Source organism: Mangrovimonas futianensis, assembly GCF_021245805.1.
GTDB lineage: Bacteria > Bacteroidota > Bacteroidia > Flavobacteriales > Flavobacteriaceae > Mangrovimonas > Mangrovimonas futianensis.
This window is the reverse complement of the sequence record NZ_JAJJNF010000005.1, coordinates 272,597-290,989: the sequence shown is the minus strand read 5'-3', so window position 1 is coordinate 290,989 and position 18,393 is coordinate 272,597. Positions and strand designations below refer to the sequence as shown.

Annotated in this window: 22 protein-coding genes; 15 read left to right on the top strand and 7 right to left on the bottom strand. The window is 35.9% G+C overall.

Annotated elements, in window-relative coordinates:
• Positions 1 to 30 precede the first annotated feature (30 nt).
• Positions 31 to 231, top strand: coding sequence for a hypothetical protein (locus LOK78_RS10335; protein WP_232634843.1), 201 nt, complete (start codon positions 31 to 33; stop codon positions 229 to 231).
• 82 nt (positions 232 to 313) lie between these two features.
• On the opposite strand, the gene LOK78_RS10330 is transcribed toward LOK78_RS10335, so the two are convergent.
• From LOK78_RS10330 to LOK78_RS10315, 4 genes are all read right to left on the bottom strand, one after another.
• Entirely contained in the window at positions 314 to 952 is a 639-nt protein-coding gene (locus LOK78_RS10330) for a DUF937 domain-containing protein (protein ID WP_232634842.1), read from the bottom strand.
• A gap of 89 nt (positions 953 to 1,041) precedes the next feature.
• Positions 1,042 to 2,004 (bottom strand): D-2-hydroxyacid dehydrogenase, encoded by a 963-nt coding sequence (locus LOK78_RS10325; protein ID WP_232634841.1) that lies wholly within the window; start codon positions 2,002 to 2,004, stop codon positions 1,042 to 1,044.
• Positions 2,005 to 2,037: 33 nt separating this feature from the next.
• Entirely contained in the window at positions 2,038 to 3,099 is a 1,062-nt protein-coding gene (gene serC, locus LOK78_RS10320; RefSeq protein WP_232634840.1) for a 3-phosphoserine/phosphohydroxythreonine transaminase, read from the bottom strand.
• Between the two features lie 116 nt (positions 3,100 to 3,215).
• Positions 3,216 to 4,280 carry an acyl-CoA reductase gene (locus tag LOK78_RS10315; protein ID WP_232634839.1) on the bottom strand — a complete coding sequence of 355 codons (1,065 nt, stop codon included), beginning with the start codon at positions 4,278 to 4,280 and terminating at the stop codon, positions 3,216 to 3,218.
• 119 nt (positions 4,281 to 4,399) lie between these two features.
• Between LOK78_RS10315 and LOK78_RS10310 the strand changes: the two genes are divergently transcribed.
• The 8 genes from LOK78_RS10310 to LOK78_RS10275 all read left to right on the top strand — a co-directional run bounded on the left by LOK78_RS10310 (position 4,400) and on the right by LOK78_RS10275 (position 9,655).
• A complete protein-coding gene (locus LOK78_RS10310) occupies positions 4,400 to 4,753 on the top strand; it encodes a 4Fe-4S dicluster domain-containing protein (RefSeq protein WP_053969908.1) in 354 nt (117 codons plus the stop codon).
• A gap of 96 nt (positions 4,754 to 4,849) precedes the next feature.
• A complete protein-coding gene (locus tag LOK78_RS10305; RefSeq protein WP_232634838.1) occupies positions 4,850 to 5,368 on the top strand; it encodes a DUF3124 domain-containing protein in 519 nt (172 codons plus the stop codon).
• Position 5,369: 1 nt separating this feature from the next.
• Positions 5,370 to 5,987: a MarC family protein gene (locus LOK78_RS10300; RefSeq protein ID WP_232634837.1), complete on the top strand. Its 618-nt coding sequence runs from the start codon at positions 5,370 to 5,372 to the stop codon at positions 5,985 to 5,987.
• A 300-nt stretch (positions 5,988 to 6,287) separates the two neighbouring features.
• Positions 6,288 to 6,482, top strand: a complete 195-nt coding sequence (rpsU, locus tag LOK78_RS10295) for a 30S ribosomal protein S21 (protein ID WP_232634836.1) — start codon at positions 6,288 to 6,290, stop codon at positions 6,480 to 6,482.
• A complete protein-coding gene (locus LOK78_RS10290) occupies positions 6,483 to 7,226 on the top strand; it encodes an NYN domain-containing protein (protein ID WP_232634835.1) in 744 nt (247 codons plus the stop codon).
• Between the two features lie 291 nt (positions 7,227 to 7,517).
• A complete protein-coding gene (locus tag LOK78_RS10285) occupies positions 7,518 to 8,621 on the top strand; it encodes a fatty acid desaturase family protein (protein WP_232634834.1) in 1,104 nt (367 codons plus the stop codon).
• Positions 8,622 to 8,694: 73 nt separating this feature from the next.
• Complete coding sequence (locus LOK78_RS10280) at positions 8,695 to 8,886, top strand: cold-shock protein (protein WP_232634833.1); 192 nt, start codon at positions 8,695 to 8,697, stop codon at positions 8,884 to 8,886.
• Positions 8,887 to 9,037: 151 nt separating this feature from the next.
• The gene (locus LOK78_RS10275) at positions 9,038 to 9,655 is read left to right on the top strand and encodes a matrixin family metalloprotease (RefSeq protein WP_232634832.1); all 618 of its coding nucleotides are present in this window, start codon (positions 9,038 to 9,040) and stop codon (positions 9,653 to 9,655) included.
• Between the two features lie 52 nt (positions 9,656 to 9,707).
• Here LOK78_RS10275 and LOK78_RS10270 read toward each other — a convergent pair whose 3' ends face one another.
• Positions 9,708 to 10,835, bottom strand: a complete 1,128-nt coding sequence (locus LOK78_RS10270) for a carboxypeptidase-like regulatory domain-containing protein (RefSeq protein WP_232634831.1) — start codon at positions 10,833 to 10,835, stop codon at positions 9,708 to 9,710.
• Positions 10,836 to 11,115: 280 nt separating this feature from the next.
• Here LOK78_RS10270 and LOK78_RS10265 point away from each other — a divergent pair, with 280 nt between their 5' ends.
• Positions 11,116 to 13,014: a M1 family metallopeptidase gene (locus tag LOK78_RS10265; protein ID WP_232634830.1), complete on the top strand. Its 1,899-nt coding sequence runs from the start codon at positions 11,116 to 11,118 to the stop codon at positions 13,012 to 13,014.
• A gap of 101 nt (positions 13,015 to 13,115) precedes the next feature.
• Positions 13,116 to 13,736, top strand: coding sequence for an FMN-binding negative transcriptional regulator (locus LOK78_RS10260; RefSeq protein ID WP_232634829.1), 621 nt, complete (start codon positions 13,116 to 13,118; stop codon positions 13,734 to 13,736).
• Between the two features lie 44 nt (positions 13,737 to 13,780).
• On the opposite strand, the gene LOK78_RS16810 is transcribed toward LOK78_RS10260, so the two are convergent.
• Together LOK78_RS16810 and LOK78_RS10255 are read right to left on the bottom strand one after the other, a co-directional pair.
• Entirely contained in the window at positions 13,781 to 14,038 is a 258-nt protein-coding gene (locus tag LOK78_RS16810; RefSeq protein WP_369127605.1) for a T9SS type A sorting domain-containing protein, read from the bottom strand.
• A 42-nt stretch (positions 14,039 to 14,080) separates the two neighbouring features.
• Positions 14,081 to 14,437: a hypothetical protein gene (locus LOK78_RS10255; protein WP_232634828.1), complete on the bottom strand. Its 357-nt coding sequence runs from the start codon at positions 14,435 to 14,437 to the stop codon at positions 14,081 to 14,083.
• Positions 14,438 to 14,631: 194 nt separating this feature from the next.
• Here LOK78_RS10255 and ychF point away from each other — a divergent pair, with 194 nt between their 5' ends.
• The 4 genes from ychF (at position 14,632) to LOK78_RS10235 (ending at position 18,383) form a co-directional block, all read left to right on the top strand.
• Entirely contained in the window at positions 14,632 to 15,726 is a 1,095-nt protein-coding gene (gene ychF, locus LOK78_RS10250) for a redox-regulated ATPase YchF (RefSeq protein ID WP_232634827.1), read from the top strand.
• Positions 15,727 to 15,866: 140 nt separating this feature from the next.
• Positions 15,867 to 17,726 carry a DNA topoisomerase IV subunit B gene (locus LOK78_RS10245; RefSeq protein WP_166958335.1) on the top strand — a complete coding sequence of 620 codons (1,860 nt, stop codon included), beginning with the start codon at positions 15,867 to 15,869 and terminating at the stop codon, positions 17,724 to 17,726.
• Positions 17,723 to 18,217, top strand: coding sequence for a hypothetical protein (locus LOK78_RS10240; RefSeq protein WP_232634826.1), 495 nt, complete (start codon positions 17,723 to 17,725; stop codon positions 18,215 to 18,217). Before LOK78_RS10245 ends, LOK78_RS10240 begins: the two co-directional genes overlap by 4 nt.
• Positions 18,198 to 18,383, top strand: coding sequence for a hypothetical protein (locus LOK78_RS10235; RefSeq protein WP_232634825.1), 186 nt, complete (start codon positions 18,198 to 18,200; stop codon positions 18,381 to 18,383). The genes LOK78_RS10240 and LOK78_RS10235 overlap by 20 nt, the downstream gene beginning before the upstream one ends.
• The last annotated feature ends 10 nt before the right edge of the window (positions 18,384 to 18,393 follow it).

The following is an 18,393-nucleotide window of genomic DNA, read 5'->3' as shown; positions in this document are numbered from 1 at the left end:
ATTTTTCTTGATTTAAAAGTCTAATCAAACATGAGAGAATTCATTATTGAAGTAATAGTTTATGCGCTGTTTCAATATCCGGGTGCTGCGATAAGGTGGGCAGTTTCTAGATTATGGGGTTCAGATAAAAGTTTCAAAGAATTTCTAAATGATGATATGGATTTTAATGGAGCCATCGGTATTCTAGCAACCGTGATAATTGGTGCCTCTTTAGCAATTATATTTTCTTAAGCTCAAGAACACCACATTCATTATTACATATAAAAAAGGAGACTCATAAGAGCCTCCATTTTAACTTTAAATAGAGTAATGTTTATTTTCCAAATAAACCACCCAGAAGCCCACCAAGCCCACCTTTGTTTTTACTAGACCCCAAAACCATACCGGCTACATCATCAACCACACTGCCATCACCATCGGCATCTAAGATGGCTTCCAAGAAGGATTGTTCGTTATCACCAGAATTACCTTTGATCATACCTCCCAACAAATCATCTAGACCGGCAGGACTAGATACGTTGTTTTGCCGTGTTTGTTTTCCTAATAATCCCAATAGGATAGGGGCGGCCACTTTAAGGATTTCAGCTACTTGGTTGGCATCCATTCCAGATTTGTCGCCAATTAATTTATTAACACCTTGTTGCTTGCTTCCCAAAACATGGTTCAGAATCTTGCTACCTTCTTCCAACATGTTATCATTGACACCTCCTTCAAAAAAGCCTCCCAAGTTGTCCAATAAACTTCCGTCGTGTTTACTATTGTTGAGGGCACCTAACAAATTGGCGGCACCTTCAGGAGAAGAAGCATTTCGTTTCATGGCCTGCATCATGACGGGTAGTGCCATGGTAAGCACGCTGGCGGTTTTATCTTGAGGTTGATTGGTTTGGTTGGCAGCACCACTGATGATGGATTGGCCTAAATCGCTATTCAGTATATCGAGTATTCCTGACATGTGTTTAAATTTTTGGTTATGAGAAAATAAGGTACAAAAAAAAGTCCATAAGCAGTTGTTATGGACTTTAAGATATAGTCAATTTTATTTTAAGCTTCCTGCCCTTTAAAAATGGCAATGATTTGACTTGCCAATTCTGTTCCAATACGGTCTTGAGCCTCATTGGTTGCCGCACCTGTATGAGGAGTTAACGACAAGGAAGGATTCATCAATAATTGAATTTCTGGAGTAGGTTCTTTTTCAAAAACATCCAATGCCGCTCTAGCAACTTTCCCAGAGTCAATTGCATTAACCAAAGCCACTTCATCAATCACACCACCACGTGCTGCATTAACCAAAATAACACCATCTTTCATGGTTTCAAATTCTGGTGCACCAATTACATATTCGTCTTGCGCTGGTACGTGAAGGGTAATAAAATCAGATTGCTTTAAAAGCTCTTCTTTAGAAATGGTTTTGATATTGAAGGTTACTGTTTGTCCGTCAAAAAAGTCTAATTCCAAAGAAGCTTCTTCCATAAACGGGTCAAAAGCCACAACTTTCATCCCTAATCCTAAGGCCACTTTGGCAGTCGCTTGACCGATTCTTCCAAAACCTAATATACCAATGGTCTTGCCTTTAAGTTCGATTCCTTTGGAATAGCTCTTTTTAAGGGCTTTGAATTTAGTTTCTCCTTCCAAAGGCATATCTCTGTTGGCATTGTGTAAGAAACGTGCTAGCCCCAACATGTGCGCAAAAACCAATTCTGCCACAGAGTGGGAAGAAGCCGCAGGTGTATTAATCACGTGAACTCCTTTATTTCTGGCATAATCCACATCGATATTATCCATACCAACACCGCCACGTCCAATCACTTTAAGATTCTTACATGCATCAATCAAGTCTTTTCTAACTTGGGTTGCACTTCGAACTAAAAGAACATCAATATCATTTTCGTTGATATAATCGATTAATTGTTCTTGAGCAACCGTTGTGGTGTTTACATTAAATCCGCCAGCTTCGAGTGCCTCGATACCGCTTTTTGAAATACCATCATTTGCTAATACTTTCATGCCTGTTTGTTTCTATATTTTAAATGTATATTATTATGCTTTTCTCTCTAATTCACTCATGACTTCCACCAATACCTTGACGCTATCAAGCGATAGGGCATTGTACATGGAAGCGCGATATCCACCCACACTTCTGTGACCGTTTAAGCCATTGATACCAGCTTCTTTCCACATGGTATCAAAAGTTTCTTTTAAGTCTTCATTTGCTAATGTAAAGGTCGCGTTCATATTTGATCTATCGGCTTTTACAGTAAATCCATTAAACAATGGATTTAAGTCGATTTCAGAATAGATAAGCTGTGCTTTTTTCTCGTTTTCCTTTTCAATAGCAGCAATTCCACCAAGGTTTTTAAGCCATTCCATAGTCAACATAGACGTATAAACAGCAAAAACAGGAGGTGTATTGAACATACTGCTTTTATCAATATGTACTTTATAATCCATCATGGAAGGAATCTTACGAGACACCTTTCCTAGGATATCTTCTTTAACCACTACCAAGGTTACTCCTGCAGGTCCCATGTTCTTTTGGGCACCAGCATAAATCAAATCAAATTTTGAGAAATCCAATTGTCTCGAAAAGATATCACTACTCATATCACAAACCATTGGGATTGGTGAGTTAGGGAATTCTTTTATCTGGGTTCCAAAAATGGTATTGTTTGAAGTACAGTGGAAATAGTCATACTCCTCTGGAATGTCATATCCTTTTGGGATGTAGTTATAGTTGGCATCCTTAGAGGAAGCTACTTCATAAATATCGTCATAAATTTGAGCCTCTTTAATAGCTTTGGCGGCCCAAGTTCCTGTATTTAAATATCCTGCTCTTTTTTCTAAAAGGTTAAGAGCTACCATCAAAAATTGGGTGCTAGCTCCTCCCTGTAAGAACAGAGCTTTATATCCCTTACCTTCCAAACCTAGCAATTCTAGGGCTAAGGCTCGAGCATTTTCCATTACATCAACGAATGCCTTACTACGATGGGATATTTCAATTAGCGATAAACCATTATCAAAGTCTAAAACTGCTTGAGCAGATTTTTCAATAACCTCTTGTGGAAGCACACATGGTCCGGCGCTAAAATTGTGTCTTTTCATGGATTAAATAGTTTTAAATTATGTGTTGAAACCGTTTATTTTCAACTGTTTTTTGAAATGAAATGAATACAAATTTGCTAATTAATTATGACAAACTTGTCACTTCTATGATAATTTTAAGAAGATATTGTCAACAAGAACTCCAAGGTATCCACTCCGTCGGCATAGTCTGTTAATGCTGGCCTTTGGGTCTGTCCGAAAGCGATATCGTTTGAATTCTGGCCTTTTGAAACGATGCATTGGATTTTCTCTGCGTCAGTATCCAATTTTCTTCTCAGGTCTTCCATGCTTTCGTAGTGTTCATAAAAAACCGTAGCAATGGGGGAGGCGTAGCTTGTATCTTCCTTAATCATCAAAAAACCGTTCTCCAACATATCAAATTCGCTCATTAAATACACGGCTTTGTTGTAGTCGTAATTGTTAGCATATTTGGTTTCATTGATAATGGGATGCCACTCATAGACACCTTGAAAAAAGGCATCAAAGTTATAGTCTTTAGGCACAAACAATTTAGACACATTTCTACAGCCCAATCCATAATACCTAAAAATATCTTCTGCCAGTTTTTCCAATTCTTCAGGGGATTCTTCACCTGTAAGAACCGCTACTGAATTTCTATTTTTTCTGATGATGGCTGGTTTGTCCTTAAAATAATATTCAAAATATCGAGCAGTATTGTTACTTCCAGTAGCAATTACCGCATCAAAGTCTGATAATTTTTCTTCGGTAAAAGTGATTTTTCCTTTGAATTCAGGCTCAACGAATTCAAGATATTTTGCCAAAAAAGGCAACAATTGTTTATCATTTGAAGATTGTTTGACCAGCACATCATGACCACTAATTAATACGGCTAAAAAATCGTGAAACCCAACCAGAGGAATATTTCCGGCCATGATGATAGCAATGCGCTTGGGATCTACGGCTTGAAGGTCATATGACGAAACCCAATTATTTAGGTTTTCTTCAGTGAGCAAATGTGACCAACCAGAAAGGGCATAAATTAAATTAGCACGGTTAAACCAACCGTTGTGTTCTTCGGCCAATTTCATTTGATGCTTAAAGCCATCAAAAAACAAGTCATTATGTGGGATTTCCTCTTTTTTAACAGGGGTTTCCTGATCAAATTGACTTATAAAGTCTCCCAATAATGTAAAAGCTTTAATTCTTTGATGTAAATCCATTCTGTGTTTGGTTATGAATTGTTTTGGCTTTATTTTTGCGCAACAAAGTTAGAAAAATGAACTTGAACACGGGTCTTTTTTATACAGAATAAAGACCTGTCAAAAATCTAAAATTCGCTATGGCAATTATTATAACAGACGAATGTATTAACTGCGGTGCTTGTGAGCCTGAATGCCCAAACACGGCTATTTATGAAGGGGCGGACGACTGGAGGTACAACGATGGCACCAGTCTTTCTGGGGACATTGTTTTGCCTAACGGCAAGCAAGTGAACGCAGAGGAAGCACAAGAACCAATCAGTGATGAAATTTATTACATCGTACCAGATAAATGTACTGAATGTAAAGGATTCCATGAAGAACCGCAATGTGCTGCGGTTTGTCCAGTAGATTGTTGTATCCCAGATGATGACCATGTAGAAACCGAAGATGTGTTATTGGGTAAACAACGTTTTATGCATCCAGAGGATTAATATCCCGAAAAATAAACTTTAGAACCCCAAGCAATCACTTGGGGTTTTTTATTCGTTTGAAATAGTTTAAATTAGACCATTATCAAAAACTGGATTATGTTCAAGAAGTTTGTGTTATTTGTTTGTGTTGTTATGGTGTTTGCAAGTTGCCAAAACCCTAAGAAGGTGAATAGCTCTGTAGATCCTGTGAACTGGAAAAAAAGACAGACCTTTTCTCATTCTGGTTTGGACTCATTGAAAACCGGAACTACCTATTTGTCTGTGTATTCGGAAATATATAGCCAGACCGAACATATCACACATGAATTAACCGTTACAGTAAGCATGCGTAATGTAAACAGAAAGGATTCCATATTTGTTGCAAGTGCCCAATATTTTGATACGCATGGGGAGTTAATCCATTCTTATTTTGAACAGCCCATTTTTATAGCACCCATGGAAACCGTTGAAATTGTTATTGATGAAAAGGATACCCAAGGAGGTACAGGAGGAAATTTTTTGTTTGACTGGAAACAACAAAGCGGTGTATTAGAACCTCTTTTTGATGCTGTGATGATCTCCACCTCCGGACAACAAGGGCTTTCATTCTCAACCCAAGGAAAGCGTATACAATAGTATGGTAGCAAGTATTCTCTCAACCATTTTTTTTCTTATAGCTGTTATTGATCCTCTAGGGAGTATCCCAGTTTATCTTGAGGCAACTAAACATTTTGATGGTAAACACAAAAAGAAAGTAGCGATCATTGCCTCATTTGTAGCTTTTGGTATTTTGTTGTTTTTTATCCTTTTGGGGCAACTAATTTTAGAAGGGATGAATGTTTCTTTAGATGCTTTTCAAATATCAGGAGGTGTTATTCTGTTTCTATTTGCTTTGACCATGATTTTTGGAGAAGGAAAGCCTGAGTCAGAGAAGCATTTAATAAAAGATTACAAACATGTGACTATATTCCCAGTAGCGATTCCATCTATTGCGTCACCTGGAGCTATTATGGCTGTAGTATTGATGACCGATAATCACATTTATGGTTTTCAGCATCAAGCTTTAACTACTGTTTTGGTTTTTGTAGTGGTCATGCTAACTATGTTTTTACTTCTTGCAGCCAACCTTGTACAAAAGCGTATAGGTGATTATGGTATTACTGTAATCAGTAAGATTATGGGCTTGATACTAGCTGCTTATGCGGTTCAAAGTATCCTATCAGGATTGAAGGATTTTTTTCAGGTGCTGCGATAGGATATAGGTTTTGAGCATTTATTTTGGAAAGGCTAAAACCTGATAAGGGGATTTATTAGATTATTCAAATTAAAAGGCGTTTCTTTGTATCGTTAGTCAATGGATTATTTAGTTCCGTCTTTATCCTACCTAGTGTAATTTCAATTCTATTTCATTTTTAAGCTAACATGTCAAGGGATTAAGTTGGCCATCAAACACGTTAGTTTTATCCATTAGGTAATTTCGCATCTCATAATTATTTGTTTAAGCTCCTATGTTTCTTGATGATCTATATTCATTATTCATTTAAAACATTTACATATGTTAGTTATTCACGTCAAACCAGGAGAACAAATTGAAAGAGCTTTAAAAAGATATAAGCAAAAGGTAAGAAAAACCAAGCAGGTGCAGAACCTTAGGGACCATCAGTATTTCACTAAAAAATCACAGGTTAGAAGAGAGGAAATTGCCAAAGCCCGTTATAAGGAAGAGTATGATCGAAATTTGGAGCGCTAAATGATAGTTAATGATTTACATTTAGCTGTATTAATTGATGGTGATAATGTGCCATCAAATTATGTCAAAGAAATGCTGCAGGAAATTGCCAAATATGGTAATCCTACGATTAAAAGAATTTATGGTGACTGGACTAATCCGGGTTTAAGTAAATGGAAAAAAGTTCTTTTAGAGAATGCCATCACCCCCATACAGCAATATGGATATACCGTAGGCAAAAATGCCACAGACTCGGCTATGATTATAGATGCTATGGACATTTTATATTCGGAAAAAGTTCACGGATTTTGTATTGTTTCTAGTGACAGTGATTTTACAAGGTTAGCGACTCGTTTGAGAGAAGCAGGTAAAATAGTGTATGGTATTGGCGAGAAAAAAACACCGCACCCCTTTATTGTTTCTTGTGATAAATTCATTTATCTGGAGATTTTGAAGAAAGAAGAACCTTCAGATCATGTTGGAAATTCAACGTCTAAAGAACCGAAATCCAGATTAGACAAAATCACTCCCACACTAATTGAATTGATTCAATCAACCATTTCTGATTTGGAAGATGAAGATGGGTGGGCATTTTTGGGTGAAGTAGGTGCTTTACTTCAAAAAAAGCAACCTAATTTTGATCCAAGAAATTACGGATTTCAAAAACTAACACCTTTTATCAAGTCTATTGAAAATATTGAAGTTGAAAAAAGAAAGAATTCTAAGGGAAATAGAAACTTGATTTATGTAAGGATTCAGTCTTAGGTGATTTAAAACGAGGTTATTAGTTAATTTAACATATAAATGTGATTAACCAAATATATTTAATCTACCTTTGACCATAATTTATTTAGTAAGCTTTTCTTTTCTCAAACTTCATCGTTTTTTAAATCATTCGCTTTTCTCGATACGTTACAGGTTTTAGAAGCCTGCATATTATGTTGAATGATTCATCTTAATTGATTTCCAGAATATACTTTACGTTTTATGTGTTTCTAAGACTGCTTTTAGCATCTCCTTTTAAAGATGCTAGAAAAATGAGTTAGTAACAAGTACATGAGCAACGACATCCATACACCAAAATTTCCTAGAACTTCCTCTTGCGAATTTTCCAAAACTTTAAGAAGCCGAGTCAATCATTATTTTAAATCAAATGGAATAAGTAGAAATGCAAATGGACATATGGTTTTTAAAACCATAGTCATGTTAAGTTTGTTTTTTTTACCAATTATCTGGTTGTGCTCGGGTGTGATATATCATAGTTGGCTCGTTTTTTTACTCTATTTTATAAGCGGGATTGGTATGGCAGGTATCGGTATGGGAGTCATGCATGATGCCATACATGGGTCTTACTCAAAAAATAAAAAAGTTAATAAAGTCTTGGGCTACACCTTTAATCTGATAGGTGCCAATGACCGAATTTGGAGGATTCAACACAATATGCTGCATCATACTTTTACCAACATAGACCATGCAGATGACGATATTAATATGCCTATTTTCTTGAGGGTTTCACCGCATTCTAAACACTACCAACTGCACAGATTTCAATATCTATATATTTGGTTTTTTTACAGTTTGTCGACTATATCTTGGATAACCGCTAAGGACTTTGTACGTCTATTTCGTTACAAAAAGATGGGTTTTATAACTTCTCAAAAAGAATTTAAACTCAATTTAGCCAAAATGATTGGGTGGAAAGTTTTATATTATTCATACGCGTTGATTTTACCAATAATATTTCTTCCAATGTCTTGGTGGATTATAGTTTTGGCATTTTTATTCATGCATTTGGTTGTAGGGCTTTTAGTAAGTGTCATCTTTCAAATTGCACATATCATGCCGGCCACCGAGTTTCCTTTACCAAATCAAGAAGGAACTATGACTAATGACTGGTACAGCCATCAATTTTTTACAACCACCAATTTTTCCCCAAAAAATAAATTGCTCTATTGGGCGGTAGGAGGTTTGAATTATCAAATTGAACATCATGTTCTACCCGACATATGTCATGTTCATTATAAAAACATTTCCCCTATAGTTGCCGAGACGGCCAAAGAATTTGGTATTCCATATCACGTAAAATCCAATTTATTTCAAGCCTTGAAAGATCATATAAACATGTTAAGATGGCTTGGGAAAACACCAAAAATAAGTTAGTCCTGAATTTAGGACCCATAATTAAAATATGGCATAAAATAGCCATTAAATAAACACAATTAAATTAAATATCATGAAACAAGGAACCGTAAAATTTTTTAATGCAGCCAAAGGATTTGGTTTTATTACCGTAAAAGACTCAAATGAAGATGTTTTTGTTCACACTTCAAATCTAAATGATGAAATTCAAGAAACAGACGAAGTTGAGTTTGAAGTAGAAAGAGGTGATAGAGGATTAAGTGCAATCAATGTAAGTTTGATTTAAGTGTTAGCACTTAGTTCTTTTTAAGAAGGTCATCTATTTAGATGACCTTCTTTGTTTTAAACCGTTCTCTCTTAATGAGTTTAAAGAATAATTCTTGGCTATTAACGTTTAATAAGAGTGACTTTTTTAAATTTTTATGTAAATTAAAAACATGAGACTGGTCGGGCTACTATTATTAATACTCCTTTTTAATTGTTCTAAAAGACAGAGTGATTCTGTAATTGTAGGCGTACAGGCTTATGGGGAGGTTAATCCTGCTTTTTTAGATTCCATATCAGATGCATTAGAAGCATCTTTTGGCTTTGAGGTGGCCGTACTAAATCAATTGTCCCTACCTGACCATGCTTTTGTTCATATAAAAAACCCAAGGTACCGTGCTGATTCTTTGTTGCGCGATTTAGTAAGGAACAAACCGTGGTATGTGGACCATGTGATAGGAGTTACCAATCACGACATTTCTACCACTAAAAAGAACGACTTAGGAGAAATCAAAAAACCAATTTATAAATATATGGATTGGGGCGTATATGGCTTAGGATATGTGGATGGGCCAAGTTGTGTGGTTTCTACTTACAGACTAGGAAAAACCTGCGAACCCCAATTTTATGCCCGTCTCAAAAAAATTGCAATTCATGAAATAGGACATAATTTAGGTTTGAATCATTGTGAGAATAAACTTTGCGTAATGCAGGACGCCGCGGAAACCATTGCAACCATTGATCGCGTGGGTTTTAATATATGTTCTGATTGTAAACGGATTATTAAATAAAAAGAGCCGCCCATAAAGACAGCTCTAAATATTATATTCTTCTCGTTTCGTTTTAAGGTTGAATTACCGACATCTCAAACACAAAAAATTCCATAATTCGATCGACGTCACTGAATTCAGGATCGTAGTTTTCAGTATGAAAGGATGAATAAAAAACAGCACCATCTCCATGTAAAAAGGTGAAGGCTAAATCCTTAGTTTCGGTAATAATATTATTTCCTGAATCTCTATAACTAACTTCTCCTTCAAGCCATGAAATAGTTGTTGTAGTGTCATAACTGTCAACTACCTGCCAAGAACTTAAAAATTCGTCTATTTCAATTGTATCTTCTAATACAATATCAAAATTCAATTCCAACCAATCGCTTAATGTAGTGTCTAAAAGGGTAGCCGTTGTAGTCAAAGATGTTCCGCTTTTTTCAGGATCATAGAATGTCATATAATCAGCACCGCCATTGGTAATATCATTTAAGTATCCAGCGGCCCAGTCTGTAGCATATAAAATTCCTCCGTTGTAAACATAATCCATCAAGACATCTCCCATATCTTCTAATGATTCATTCAAACCACAATTTAAAAACAGAATGTCATAACTGCCTAAAAGTGCCGGATCATTCATTAAATCTTCAAAATTGAAATCGACATTAGGCTCCAGTAAAATTTCATCCATCATACCCTTATTTTGGGACATATGAAGCGATTCCCTGTGGCCATGTGCGCCTGAAGGTCTTCCAAAGTTGTTCCCTTCAATGATATCAAATAAAGGCTCTTGGGTTATTGGATCAACCAATCCTATATTAAGTAGAACATGCTCAATATGATCAAAATGTCCTGTAACAACCCCAATAGTTGGTAAAATATCCAATAAGGCATCTTCATTGGTTTTAGCTCCTTCTACATCAATTTGTAAAACGCCAGAAAATTTCCCCTTTGTGAATGTTAATTCGTAATTACCTTTTGGAAGTGATAAAGCATATTGACCTTGAACATCTGTAAAAGACTCAGCTACAACTGTGTTGTTGGAGCGAGCACTAACCATAGCATTGGGAATCGGGTCCGTGCCATTTGGAGCCAACAAACGACCGTTTATTGCAAATCCAGAAAGGTCATCGGTAGTTTTATCATCAGAACAAGAAAAAATGAGCGTTAAAATAAGAAAGAGGCGTAAAATGTTTTTCATGGAATCTGTTAGTTTAAGTTTAGTAAAGTTTTAAATATATGGATATTCATTTATTTATGTTAAGGTTTTCGATAAAATACTGATTGAAAGCGGTTAATTGATATTTTATTGATGATTTTTGGGGTTGAACTAAGAATTATACAATATTCATAAAGTATTTAAGGAATAAGAACTCCTGTTCATTTATAGATTTTTAAATCATTGTAAAAATATTCTGATATTTTAATATATTTATGCTTCTCTCTATCAGAATGTTATAAACTTTAAAATATTCAAAATTATGATTCACACCTTCAAATGTTATTTAACCTGTTGTCTTGTTATAATAGGGGGATTGTTATTTGGTTATTCCCAAACCATACCTGCGGATATCTATGTGCCGCTGGAATTTCAAAAAGCCTATCAACAAGGAACACGAATGGCCAATGGAACGGTTTCGCCTAAATATTGGCAAAACCATTCAGTATACAATATTAAGGCTACCTTAGAGCCATCAACCCGATTACTAACTGGAGAGGCCATCATTACCTATTATAATGAAAGCCCAGATAGTTTAAAAAGTATCACATTTCATACCTATCACGATTATTACAAACCGGATTCCAAAAAAGCAGGTTTTTTTAGGGCAGCAGATGCAAATGAAAAGCCCCATGAGGGTATGGTATTGGATCAAGTTTTGGTTGGTGACCAACCCATTGATTTAAAAGACAGAAAACAGGCAAGGTATGGCGGTACCAATTACAACATTGTTTTGGGCGATAACCCTGTTCCTCCTGGCGGACAAGTGAATCTAAGAGTTGATTGGCATTATGTAATTCCAGGAGAAGGATTTGAACGCAGTGGCGCCATAGACCCAACATCAATGTTTGTAGCATATTGGTACCCTGAAATGGCTGTGTATGATGATATTGATGGATGGGATCGGGTTGTTTATGATGCAGCCACCGAATTTTATCATGATTATTCTGATTATCACGTGGAGTTGACAATTCCTAATAATTTTATGGTTTGGGCCTCTGTAGCACCAGACAATCCCACTGAGGTTTATTCAGAAGAAGTGCAGAAACGTTTGGAAAAAGCTTCAAAAAGTACAGAAGCAGTATCTATAATTGGGGAATCGGATTTTAAATCTACGGCTACCAAAAACCTAACATGGAAGTACACCGCCAAAGACTTTCCTGACTTTTCTTTTGCCTTAAGCGATCATTTTATTTGGGATGCGGCTCATTATTCAGATAAAATGGGTGATTATTTCATCCAAGTAGCGTATCCAACCAGTCATCCAGAATTTGCTGCTGTTTTGGAAACTATTGGAATGTCTTTAGAGGTGTTTCATAACCAATTCCCGGTCTATGAATTTCCATTTCACTATTTCACCATTTTTAATGGGTTAGTAGGAGGAGGTATGGAGTTTGCCGGAATGGCCAATGACCAAGAAACCTCTGCAGAAAAATTAAAAACTTATGGGTATGAAGTGGCAAATGACACCGAAGCGCAATTTGGTTTGTCCTTGCATGAAATGTGCCATATGTATTTTCCTTTTATGATGGGAATTAATGAAAAGAAGTATGCTTGGATGGATGAAGGTTTTGCTTCATTTTCTAGCTTTTTTATGGATAACCCATTTAAGATGCCTGAAAGGGATTTACCATATCTTGGATCTCAAGAAGTGTTGCCTATAATGGCTCCTTCTCATTTATTTGAAGGTAGCGGACTTAATTCCTATACCATAGGATCCCATTCCTATAAGAGCCTTTATGAGCTTTTGGGAGAAGAAACTTTCACCAAATGTATGAAAGCCTATATGGATACATGGAAGCACAGGCATCCAACACCGTATGATTTTATGATGACTTTTAATCGCGTGTCAGGTGAGAATTTGAATTGGTTTTGGAAAGCCTGGTATTTCGATTGGGGTTATATGGATATGGGCATAGATCAGGTCAATGGACAACAGGTGACGCTTAAGAATTTAGGTGGTAGACCCATGGCAATGACCATTAAAGCAACTCTTGATGACGGAAGTGTCTTAGAAGAAAAAATTAATCCTAAAGTTTGGAAAGACAGTAATACATTTCATTGGAAGCTATCTTCGACCAAAGGCTCCTTGAAAAAAGTTGAGCTTGAAATTCCTAGTTATGACGCCAAAGCCAGCAACAATACCTGGGAGAAAAGTTAATAATTCTATTAGAATGTAATTATAAGACCTGATCATTTATCCATCAGGTCTTTTTAATTTGATTTTTCTATAAATTCCCTTAATTCTGTATTTTTATTTTTATGTATGATATTCCTGTTTTTAAAACCCAAGATTCCCAAAAGGTAATTGATTTTATTTCCAAACATCCTTTTGCCATGTTAATTGGGTCTAATGATACTAACGAACCTGTTGCCACCCAAGTGCCCATGTTTTTGGAATTTGAAAATGATCGAGCTTATCTGCGTGGTCATTTGATGAAACATACAACCCATTATCAGGCTTTTGAAAAGAACCCTCAAGTTTTAGTTATTTTTCAAGGACCACAGACTTATGTGAGTGCAACTTGGTATCAAAATCCACATTCGGCCTCCACTTGGAATTATATGAGTGTGCATTGTAAAGGAAACATAAAATTTCTAGGCCAAGAAAGCTTGGAATCCATTCTTCAACAAACCACACTTCATTTCGAAAACGGAAACCATGACTCCCCAACGGTTTTCAATAATTTACCCAAAGACTACAAAGATCGGCTTATGAAAGCTATCGTTTCCTTTGAAATAGAGGTAACAAACATGGAGCATGTATTTAAGCTGAGTCAAAACCAAGATGCTAAAAGCTTTCAAAACATTATTTCCGAATTGAAAAAAGGGGATTCCCAAGCCCAAGAAATAGCAGAGGAGATGGAGAAATTGAAAAAGTGATTTTTTATTGAAAAGCGGTAACAATCATCTGCACAAAACTAGATTTAATTCTTCACCACTTTTTTGGTAAAAGTTCGTTGGTCTGTTGCAATTTTAAAAAAGTAAATCCCTGATTTTAAATGGAGTTCCTCTAGGGCAAGTTTGGATGAGTTTTTTAAATCCTTAGTGTACAAAAGTTTTCCAAAAACGTTATACACGCTTAAGATTGTGGAACCTAAATTCTGCGACAAAAAAAGTTTGGAGTTTTCCGTCAACGGGTTGGGATAAATTTTGATTCCATTTTTAATCGTAAAATCATCCAATGAAAGTTGGGGTTCTCCTAATGCTTCAACACAATCAATGGATTATGTAAAAGCCGTTAAGAAATCATGTTGAAATTCATAGGTGCTTACAACTAAGGCCACTTTCATTAAGTCTTCATTTTGTGAAGCAGGAAAAGCCATTTCCACTTCTGTTATGGAAGTATTCATGAAATCGACATCTTCAGTTGAGGGATTGCTTATAACAACGATATGATTTATAAAATCTGTTTTGTTAAAATCAGAAACAAGCATGTTTTCAGAAATTAACTTTACATAGTATCTGTAAAAACCATCTTCCCAAACTGGCGCTGGTTCATCTAGCGGTATGTTAGGACAGGGAGCTTGAGCAAAAACGATTGTACTAATGCAAAGTAAAAGAAAGAATAATCGGGTTTTCATGGTATTTGCTGATTTAAAACTAGAAAGTTACAATAACAGGAATAATATTAAGGGTTTTCCTTCAAAAATTCATTGTCTTTTTTAAAACAAAAAAAATTCTTGTAGGTTGTAAATATTAGAAGCTACAATAAAAATAGTATGCAACCTAAAGAACAAAATGACTACATTTGCACCCGTAAAAAAATGTCTCATTCATGAAAGCAGGAATTGTAGGATTACCTAATGTTGGAAAATCAACCTTATTCAATTGTTTGTCCAATGCCAAAGCACAAAGTGCCAACTTCCCATTTTGTACCATTGAACCTAATATAGGGGTGGTAAATGTACCCGATCCAAGATTGCGTAAACTGGAAGAATTGGTTAAACCAGAACGTGTTATTCCTGCAACAGTGGAGATTGTTGATATTGCAGGTTTGGTGAAGGGAGCAAGTAAAGGAGAAGGATTGGGAAATCAATTCTTAGCAAATATTCGTGAGACGGATGCTATTCTGCATGTGTTACGTTGTTTTGACAACGACAACATTGTTCATGTGGATGGCAACGTGAATCCTATTAGGGATAAGGAAACCATTGATATGGAGCTGCAATTGAAGGATCTTGAAACAGTAGACAAAAAGCTTGAAAAAGTTAAACGTGCCGCAAGAACTGGAAATAAAGAAGCTCAAGCCGAAGAAGCCGTATTGGTAAAAATTAAAGAGGGTCTGGAGTCAGGGATTTCTGTTAGAGCATTAGAATTTGGAGAAGATGAGTATGAGGACTATGTGAAACCAAGTCAGTTCATTACAGACAAACCTGTTTTATATGTATGTAATGTAGATGAGGGATCAGCAGTTTCAGGTAATACTTATGTGGAACAGGTTAGAGAAGCTGTGAAGAATGAAAATGCCGAAATTCTTGTGTTAGCTGTAGGTACAGAAGCTGATATTAACGAATTGGAAGATTTTGAAGAGCGCCAGATGTTTTTACAGGACATCGGGTTGGATGAACCAGGTTCTTCAAAGTTAATTCGTTCAGCTTATAAGCTATTGAACCAACAAACTTATTTTACTGCTGGAGTGAAGGAAGTTAGAGCATGGACCGTATCCGTTGGTGCAACAGCGCCACAAGCAGCAGGAGTAATTCATACTGATTTTGAAAAAGGTTTTATTCGTGCTGAAGTCATAGGTTATGATGATTATGTATCTTTTGGTAGTGAGGCTAAAGTTAAAGAAGCAGGTAAAATGCGCGTTGAAGGAAAAAATTACATTGTAAAAGATGGCGATGTAATGCACTTCTTGTTTAACGTTTAGAAATTAAAATATAAATATTACAGGCCCATGTTATTAACGACATGGGCCTTTTTATTGTTAATTACTTTACATCATCCAGGTTTCATTTTTTATGGGGTTATATTATATTAGCAACGATTCACTAACTTTTGCTCGTTTCTATGCCTGAAAATACCCAATATACCGAAGATAATATTCGTTCACTCGATTGGAAGGAACATATCCGTATGCGTCCCGGTATGTATATCGGAAAATTAGGTGATGGTTCCTCGCAGGATGATGGGATTTACATCTTGGTTAAAGAAGTGCTTGACAATTCCATTGACGAATATGTCATGGGATCTGGAAAGACCATCGAAATATCTATTCAAGGCAACAAAGTGATTGTACGAGATTACGGAAGAGGAATCCCCTTAGGGAAGGTGGTCGATGTGGTTTCAAAAATGAACACCGGTGGAAAATATGACACCCGAGCATTTAAAAAATCAGTAGGATTAAATGGGGTAGGTACCAAAGCCGTTAACGCCCTTTCCACTTATTTTAGAGTAGAATCAACCAGGGATGGTAAATCGGCTTCTGCCGAATTTGAGCAAGGGGAATTAATGAATGAGGAAACCCTTGATGAAACCTCTAGAAGACGCGGTACCAAGGTGTCTTTTATTCCCGATGAAACCATTTTTAAAAATTACAAATTCAGGAATGAATACGTAGAGCGTATGTTGAAAAACTACGTGTATTTGAATCCCGGTTTGACGATTGTTTTTAATGGTGAAAAATTCTACAGTGAAAATGGACTAAAAGACTTATTGGAAGAAAACATCAATGATTCTGATAAGATTTATCCAATCATTCACCTCAAAGGGGATGATATAGAAGTAGCCTTAACCCACCATAAAACCCAGTATAGTGAGGAATACCATTCATTTGTCAATGGTCAAAACACCACTCAGGGAGGAACGCATTTAGCGGCGTTTCGTGAAGCATTAGTAAAAACGGTTAGAGAATTCTACGGAAAGAATTTTGACGCAGCCGATATAAGAAAATCGGTCGTTTCTGCTATTTCCATTAAAGTCATGGAGCCCGTTTTTGAAAGTCAGACCAAAACCAAGTTGGGATCAACCGACATGGGAGGGAAGTTGCCAACAGTAAGAACTTATGTCAACGACTTTTTAAAGACCCATTTGGATAACTTTCTTCATAAAAATCCAGAAACGGCAGATAAGCTGCAACGTAAAATCCTTCAGGCTGAACGGGAGCGAAAGGAACTTTCAGGAATCAGAAAATTAGCAAAAGAGCGTGCTAAAAAGGCCAGTCTTCACAATAAAAAATTAAGAGATTGTCGCGTACATTTTGGTGACCTAAAGAATGATAGAAGACTGGAAACTACTTTGTTTATTACCGAGGGAGATTCTGCATCAGGAAGTATAACCAAATCTCGAGATGTGAACACCCAAGCCGTATTTAGTTTGAGAGGTAAGCCCTTGAATTCTTATGGCATGAGCAAAAAGATTGTTTATGAAAACGAAGAATTTAATTTACTCCAGGCTGCTTTAAACATAGAAGAATCCATGGAGGATTTAAGGTACAATAACATTGTTATTGCTACGGATGCCGATGTGGATGGAATGCACATTAGATTACTATTGATTACCTTCTTTTTACAGTTCTTTCCAGAACTTATTAAAGAAGGGCATTTATATATTTTGCAAACACCATTATTCAGAGTAAGAAATAAAAAGAAAACCTATTACTGTTATACAGAACAAGAACGTATTGATGCTATTGAGGAACTAAAACCTAAACCAGAAATCACTCGATTTAAGGGTCTTGGTGAAATATCCCCAGATGAGTTTAAGAACTTCATTGGAGAAGATATTCGTTTGGATCCTGTTATGTTAGATAAGGATATGTCCATTGAAGAGCTTTTGGCTTTCTATATGGGCAAGAATACGCCAGACCGCCAAGATTTCATTATTAATAATTTGAAAGTGGAGTTGGATGTAGTGGAGGAGAAGGCATGAGAACCAATAATGCTAAAGTAAGGAATGTTATTGTTTCTGTATATTTTATACTGATTGTTGTAGGCATTCTTCTCGCTGTAGTTTTTAAAGCATTTAGTGATTTGTCAAAAAATCCTTTGATTACCTCTTTGGTAATAACGGTGATTTTTAGCCTTATTTTCTTTTTGTTTCATTTCATTTCAAAATATTTTGAATACGACAGTGATGGTATGAAGGTTGTAATAACCAACAAAGGATTGCTATTGGCAGATCATTTTAATTACCGGGAAAAAACCGTAGATTTTGATAAACGCCAATTAGCAGGTTTTAAATTCAGAAATTTTATATTTTATAAAACCTTGGTTGTTTATTTAAAAAGTGATCGCGGCAACCATAAATCGGAAAGTTTTAATGTGACTTTAGTCGCTAGAAAAAAACGGAAATATATCAAGCAATCTTTAAGCAAGATTATTAAACTTAACGCTAAAGCCCTTGAATCAGAAAAAAATTAAAATATTTATTGTTTTTGCCACCTTTGTTTTGGCAGCAGTATATATCAGTCGAATCAATTTTAATGATTTGGGTTGGGATGAAAATTCCACGCAATATATCGGCATTACCGCTATGTTGTTGGTAGGGATTGGCAACCTTATTCCGTTAATAAAAAAGAAAAACTAACATACAGAAA

Excerpts from the sequence above, each read along its gene's own strand:
- LOK78_RS10335 (WP_232634843.1), top strand. The coding sequence starts at position 31 with ATGAGAGAATTCATTATTGAAGTAATAGTTTATGCGCTGTTTCAATAT.
- LOK78_RS10330 (WP_232634842.1), bottom strand. The coding sequence starts at position 952 with ATGTCAGGAATACTCGATATACTGAATAGCGATTTAGGCCAATCCATC.
- LOK78_RS10325 (WP_232634841.1), bottom strand. The coding sequence starts at position 2,004 with ATGAAAGTATTAGCAAATGATGGTATTTCAAAAAGCGGTATCGAGGCA.
- serC (WP_232634840.1), bottom strand. The coding sequence starts at position 3,099 with ATGAAAAGACACAATTTTAGCGCCGGACCATGTGTGCTTCCACAAGAG.
- LOK78_RS10315 (WP_232634839.1), bottom strand. The coding sequence starts at position 4,280 with ATGGATTTACATCAAAGAATTAAAGCTTTTACATTATTGGGAGACTTT.
- LOK78_RS10310 (WP_053969908.1), top strand. The coding sequence starts at position 4,400 with ATGGCAATTATTATAACAGACGAATGTATTAACTGCGGTGCTTGTGAG.
- LOK78_RS10305 (WP_232634838.1), top strand. The coding sequence starts at position 4,850 with ATGTTCAAGAAGTTTGTGTTATTTGTTTGTGTTGTTATGGTGTTTGCA.
- LOK78_RS10300 (WP_232634837.1), top strand. The coding sequence starts at position 5,370 with ATGGTAGCAAGTATTCTCTCAACCATTTTTTTTCTTATAGCTGTTATT.
- rpsU (WP_232634836.1), top strand. The coding sequence starts at position 6,288 with ATGTTAGTTATTCACGTCAAACCAGGAGAACAAATTGAAAGAGCTTTA.
- LOK78_RS10290 (WP_232634835.1), top strand. The coding sequence starts at position 6,483 with ATGATAGTTAATGATTTACATTTAGCTGTATTAATTGATGGTGATAAT.
- LOK78_RS10285 (WP_232634834.1), top strand. The coding sequence starts at position 7,518 with ATGAGCAACGACATCCATACACCAAAATTTCCTAGAACTTCCTCTTGC.
- LOK78_RS10280 (WP_232634833.1), top strand. The coding sequence starts at position 8,695 with ATGAAACAAGGAACCGTAAAATTTTTTAATGCAGCCAAAGGATTTGGT.
- LOK78_RS10275 (WP_232634832.1), top strand. The coding sequence starts at position 9,038 with ATGAGACTGGTCGGGCTACTATTATTAATACTCCTTTTTAATTGTTCT.
- LOK78_RS10270 (WP_232634831.1), bottom strand. The coding sequence starts at position 10,835 with ATGAAAAACATTTTACGCCTCTTTCTTATTTTAACGCTCATTTTTTCT.
- LOK78_RS10265 (WP_232634830.1), top strand. The coding sequence starts at position 11,116 with ATGATTCACACCTTCAAATGTTATTTAACCTGTTGTCTTGTTATAATA.
- LOK78_RS10260 (WP_232634829.1), top strand. The coding sequence starts at position 13,116 with ATGTATGATATTCCTGTTTTTAAAACCCAAGATTCCCAAAAGGTAATT.
- LOK78_RS10255 (WP_232634828.1), bottom strand. The coding sequence starts at position 14,437 with ATGAAAACCCGATTATTCTTTCTTTTACTTTGCATTAGTACAATCGTT.
- ychF (WP_232634827.1), top strand. The coding sequence starts at position 14,632 with ATGAAAGCAGGAATTGTAGGATTACCTAATGTTGGAAAATCAACCTTA.
- LOK78_RS10245 (WP_166958335.1), top strand. The coding sequence starts at position 15,867 with ATGCCTGAAAATACCCAATATACCGAAGATAATATTCGTTCACTCGAT.
- LOK78_RS10240 (WP_232634826.1), top strand. The coding sequence starts at position 17,723 with ATGAGAACCAATAATGCTAAAGTAAGGAATGTTATTGTTTCTGTATAT.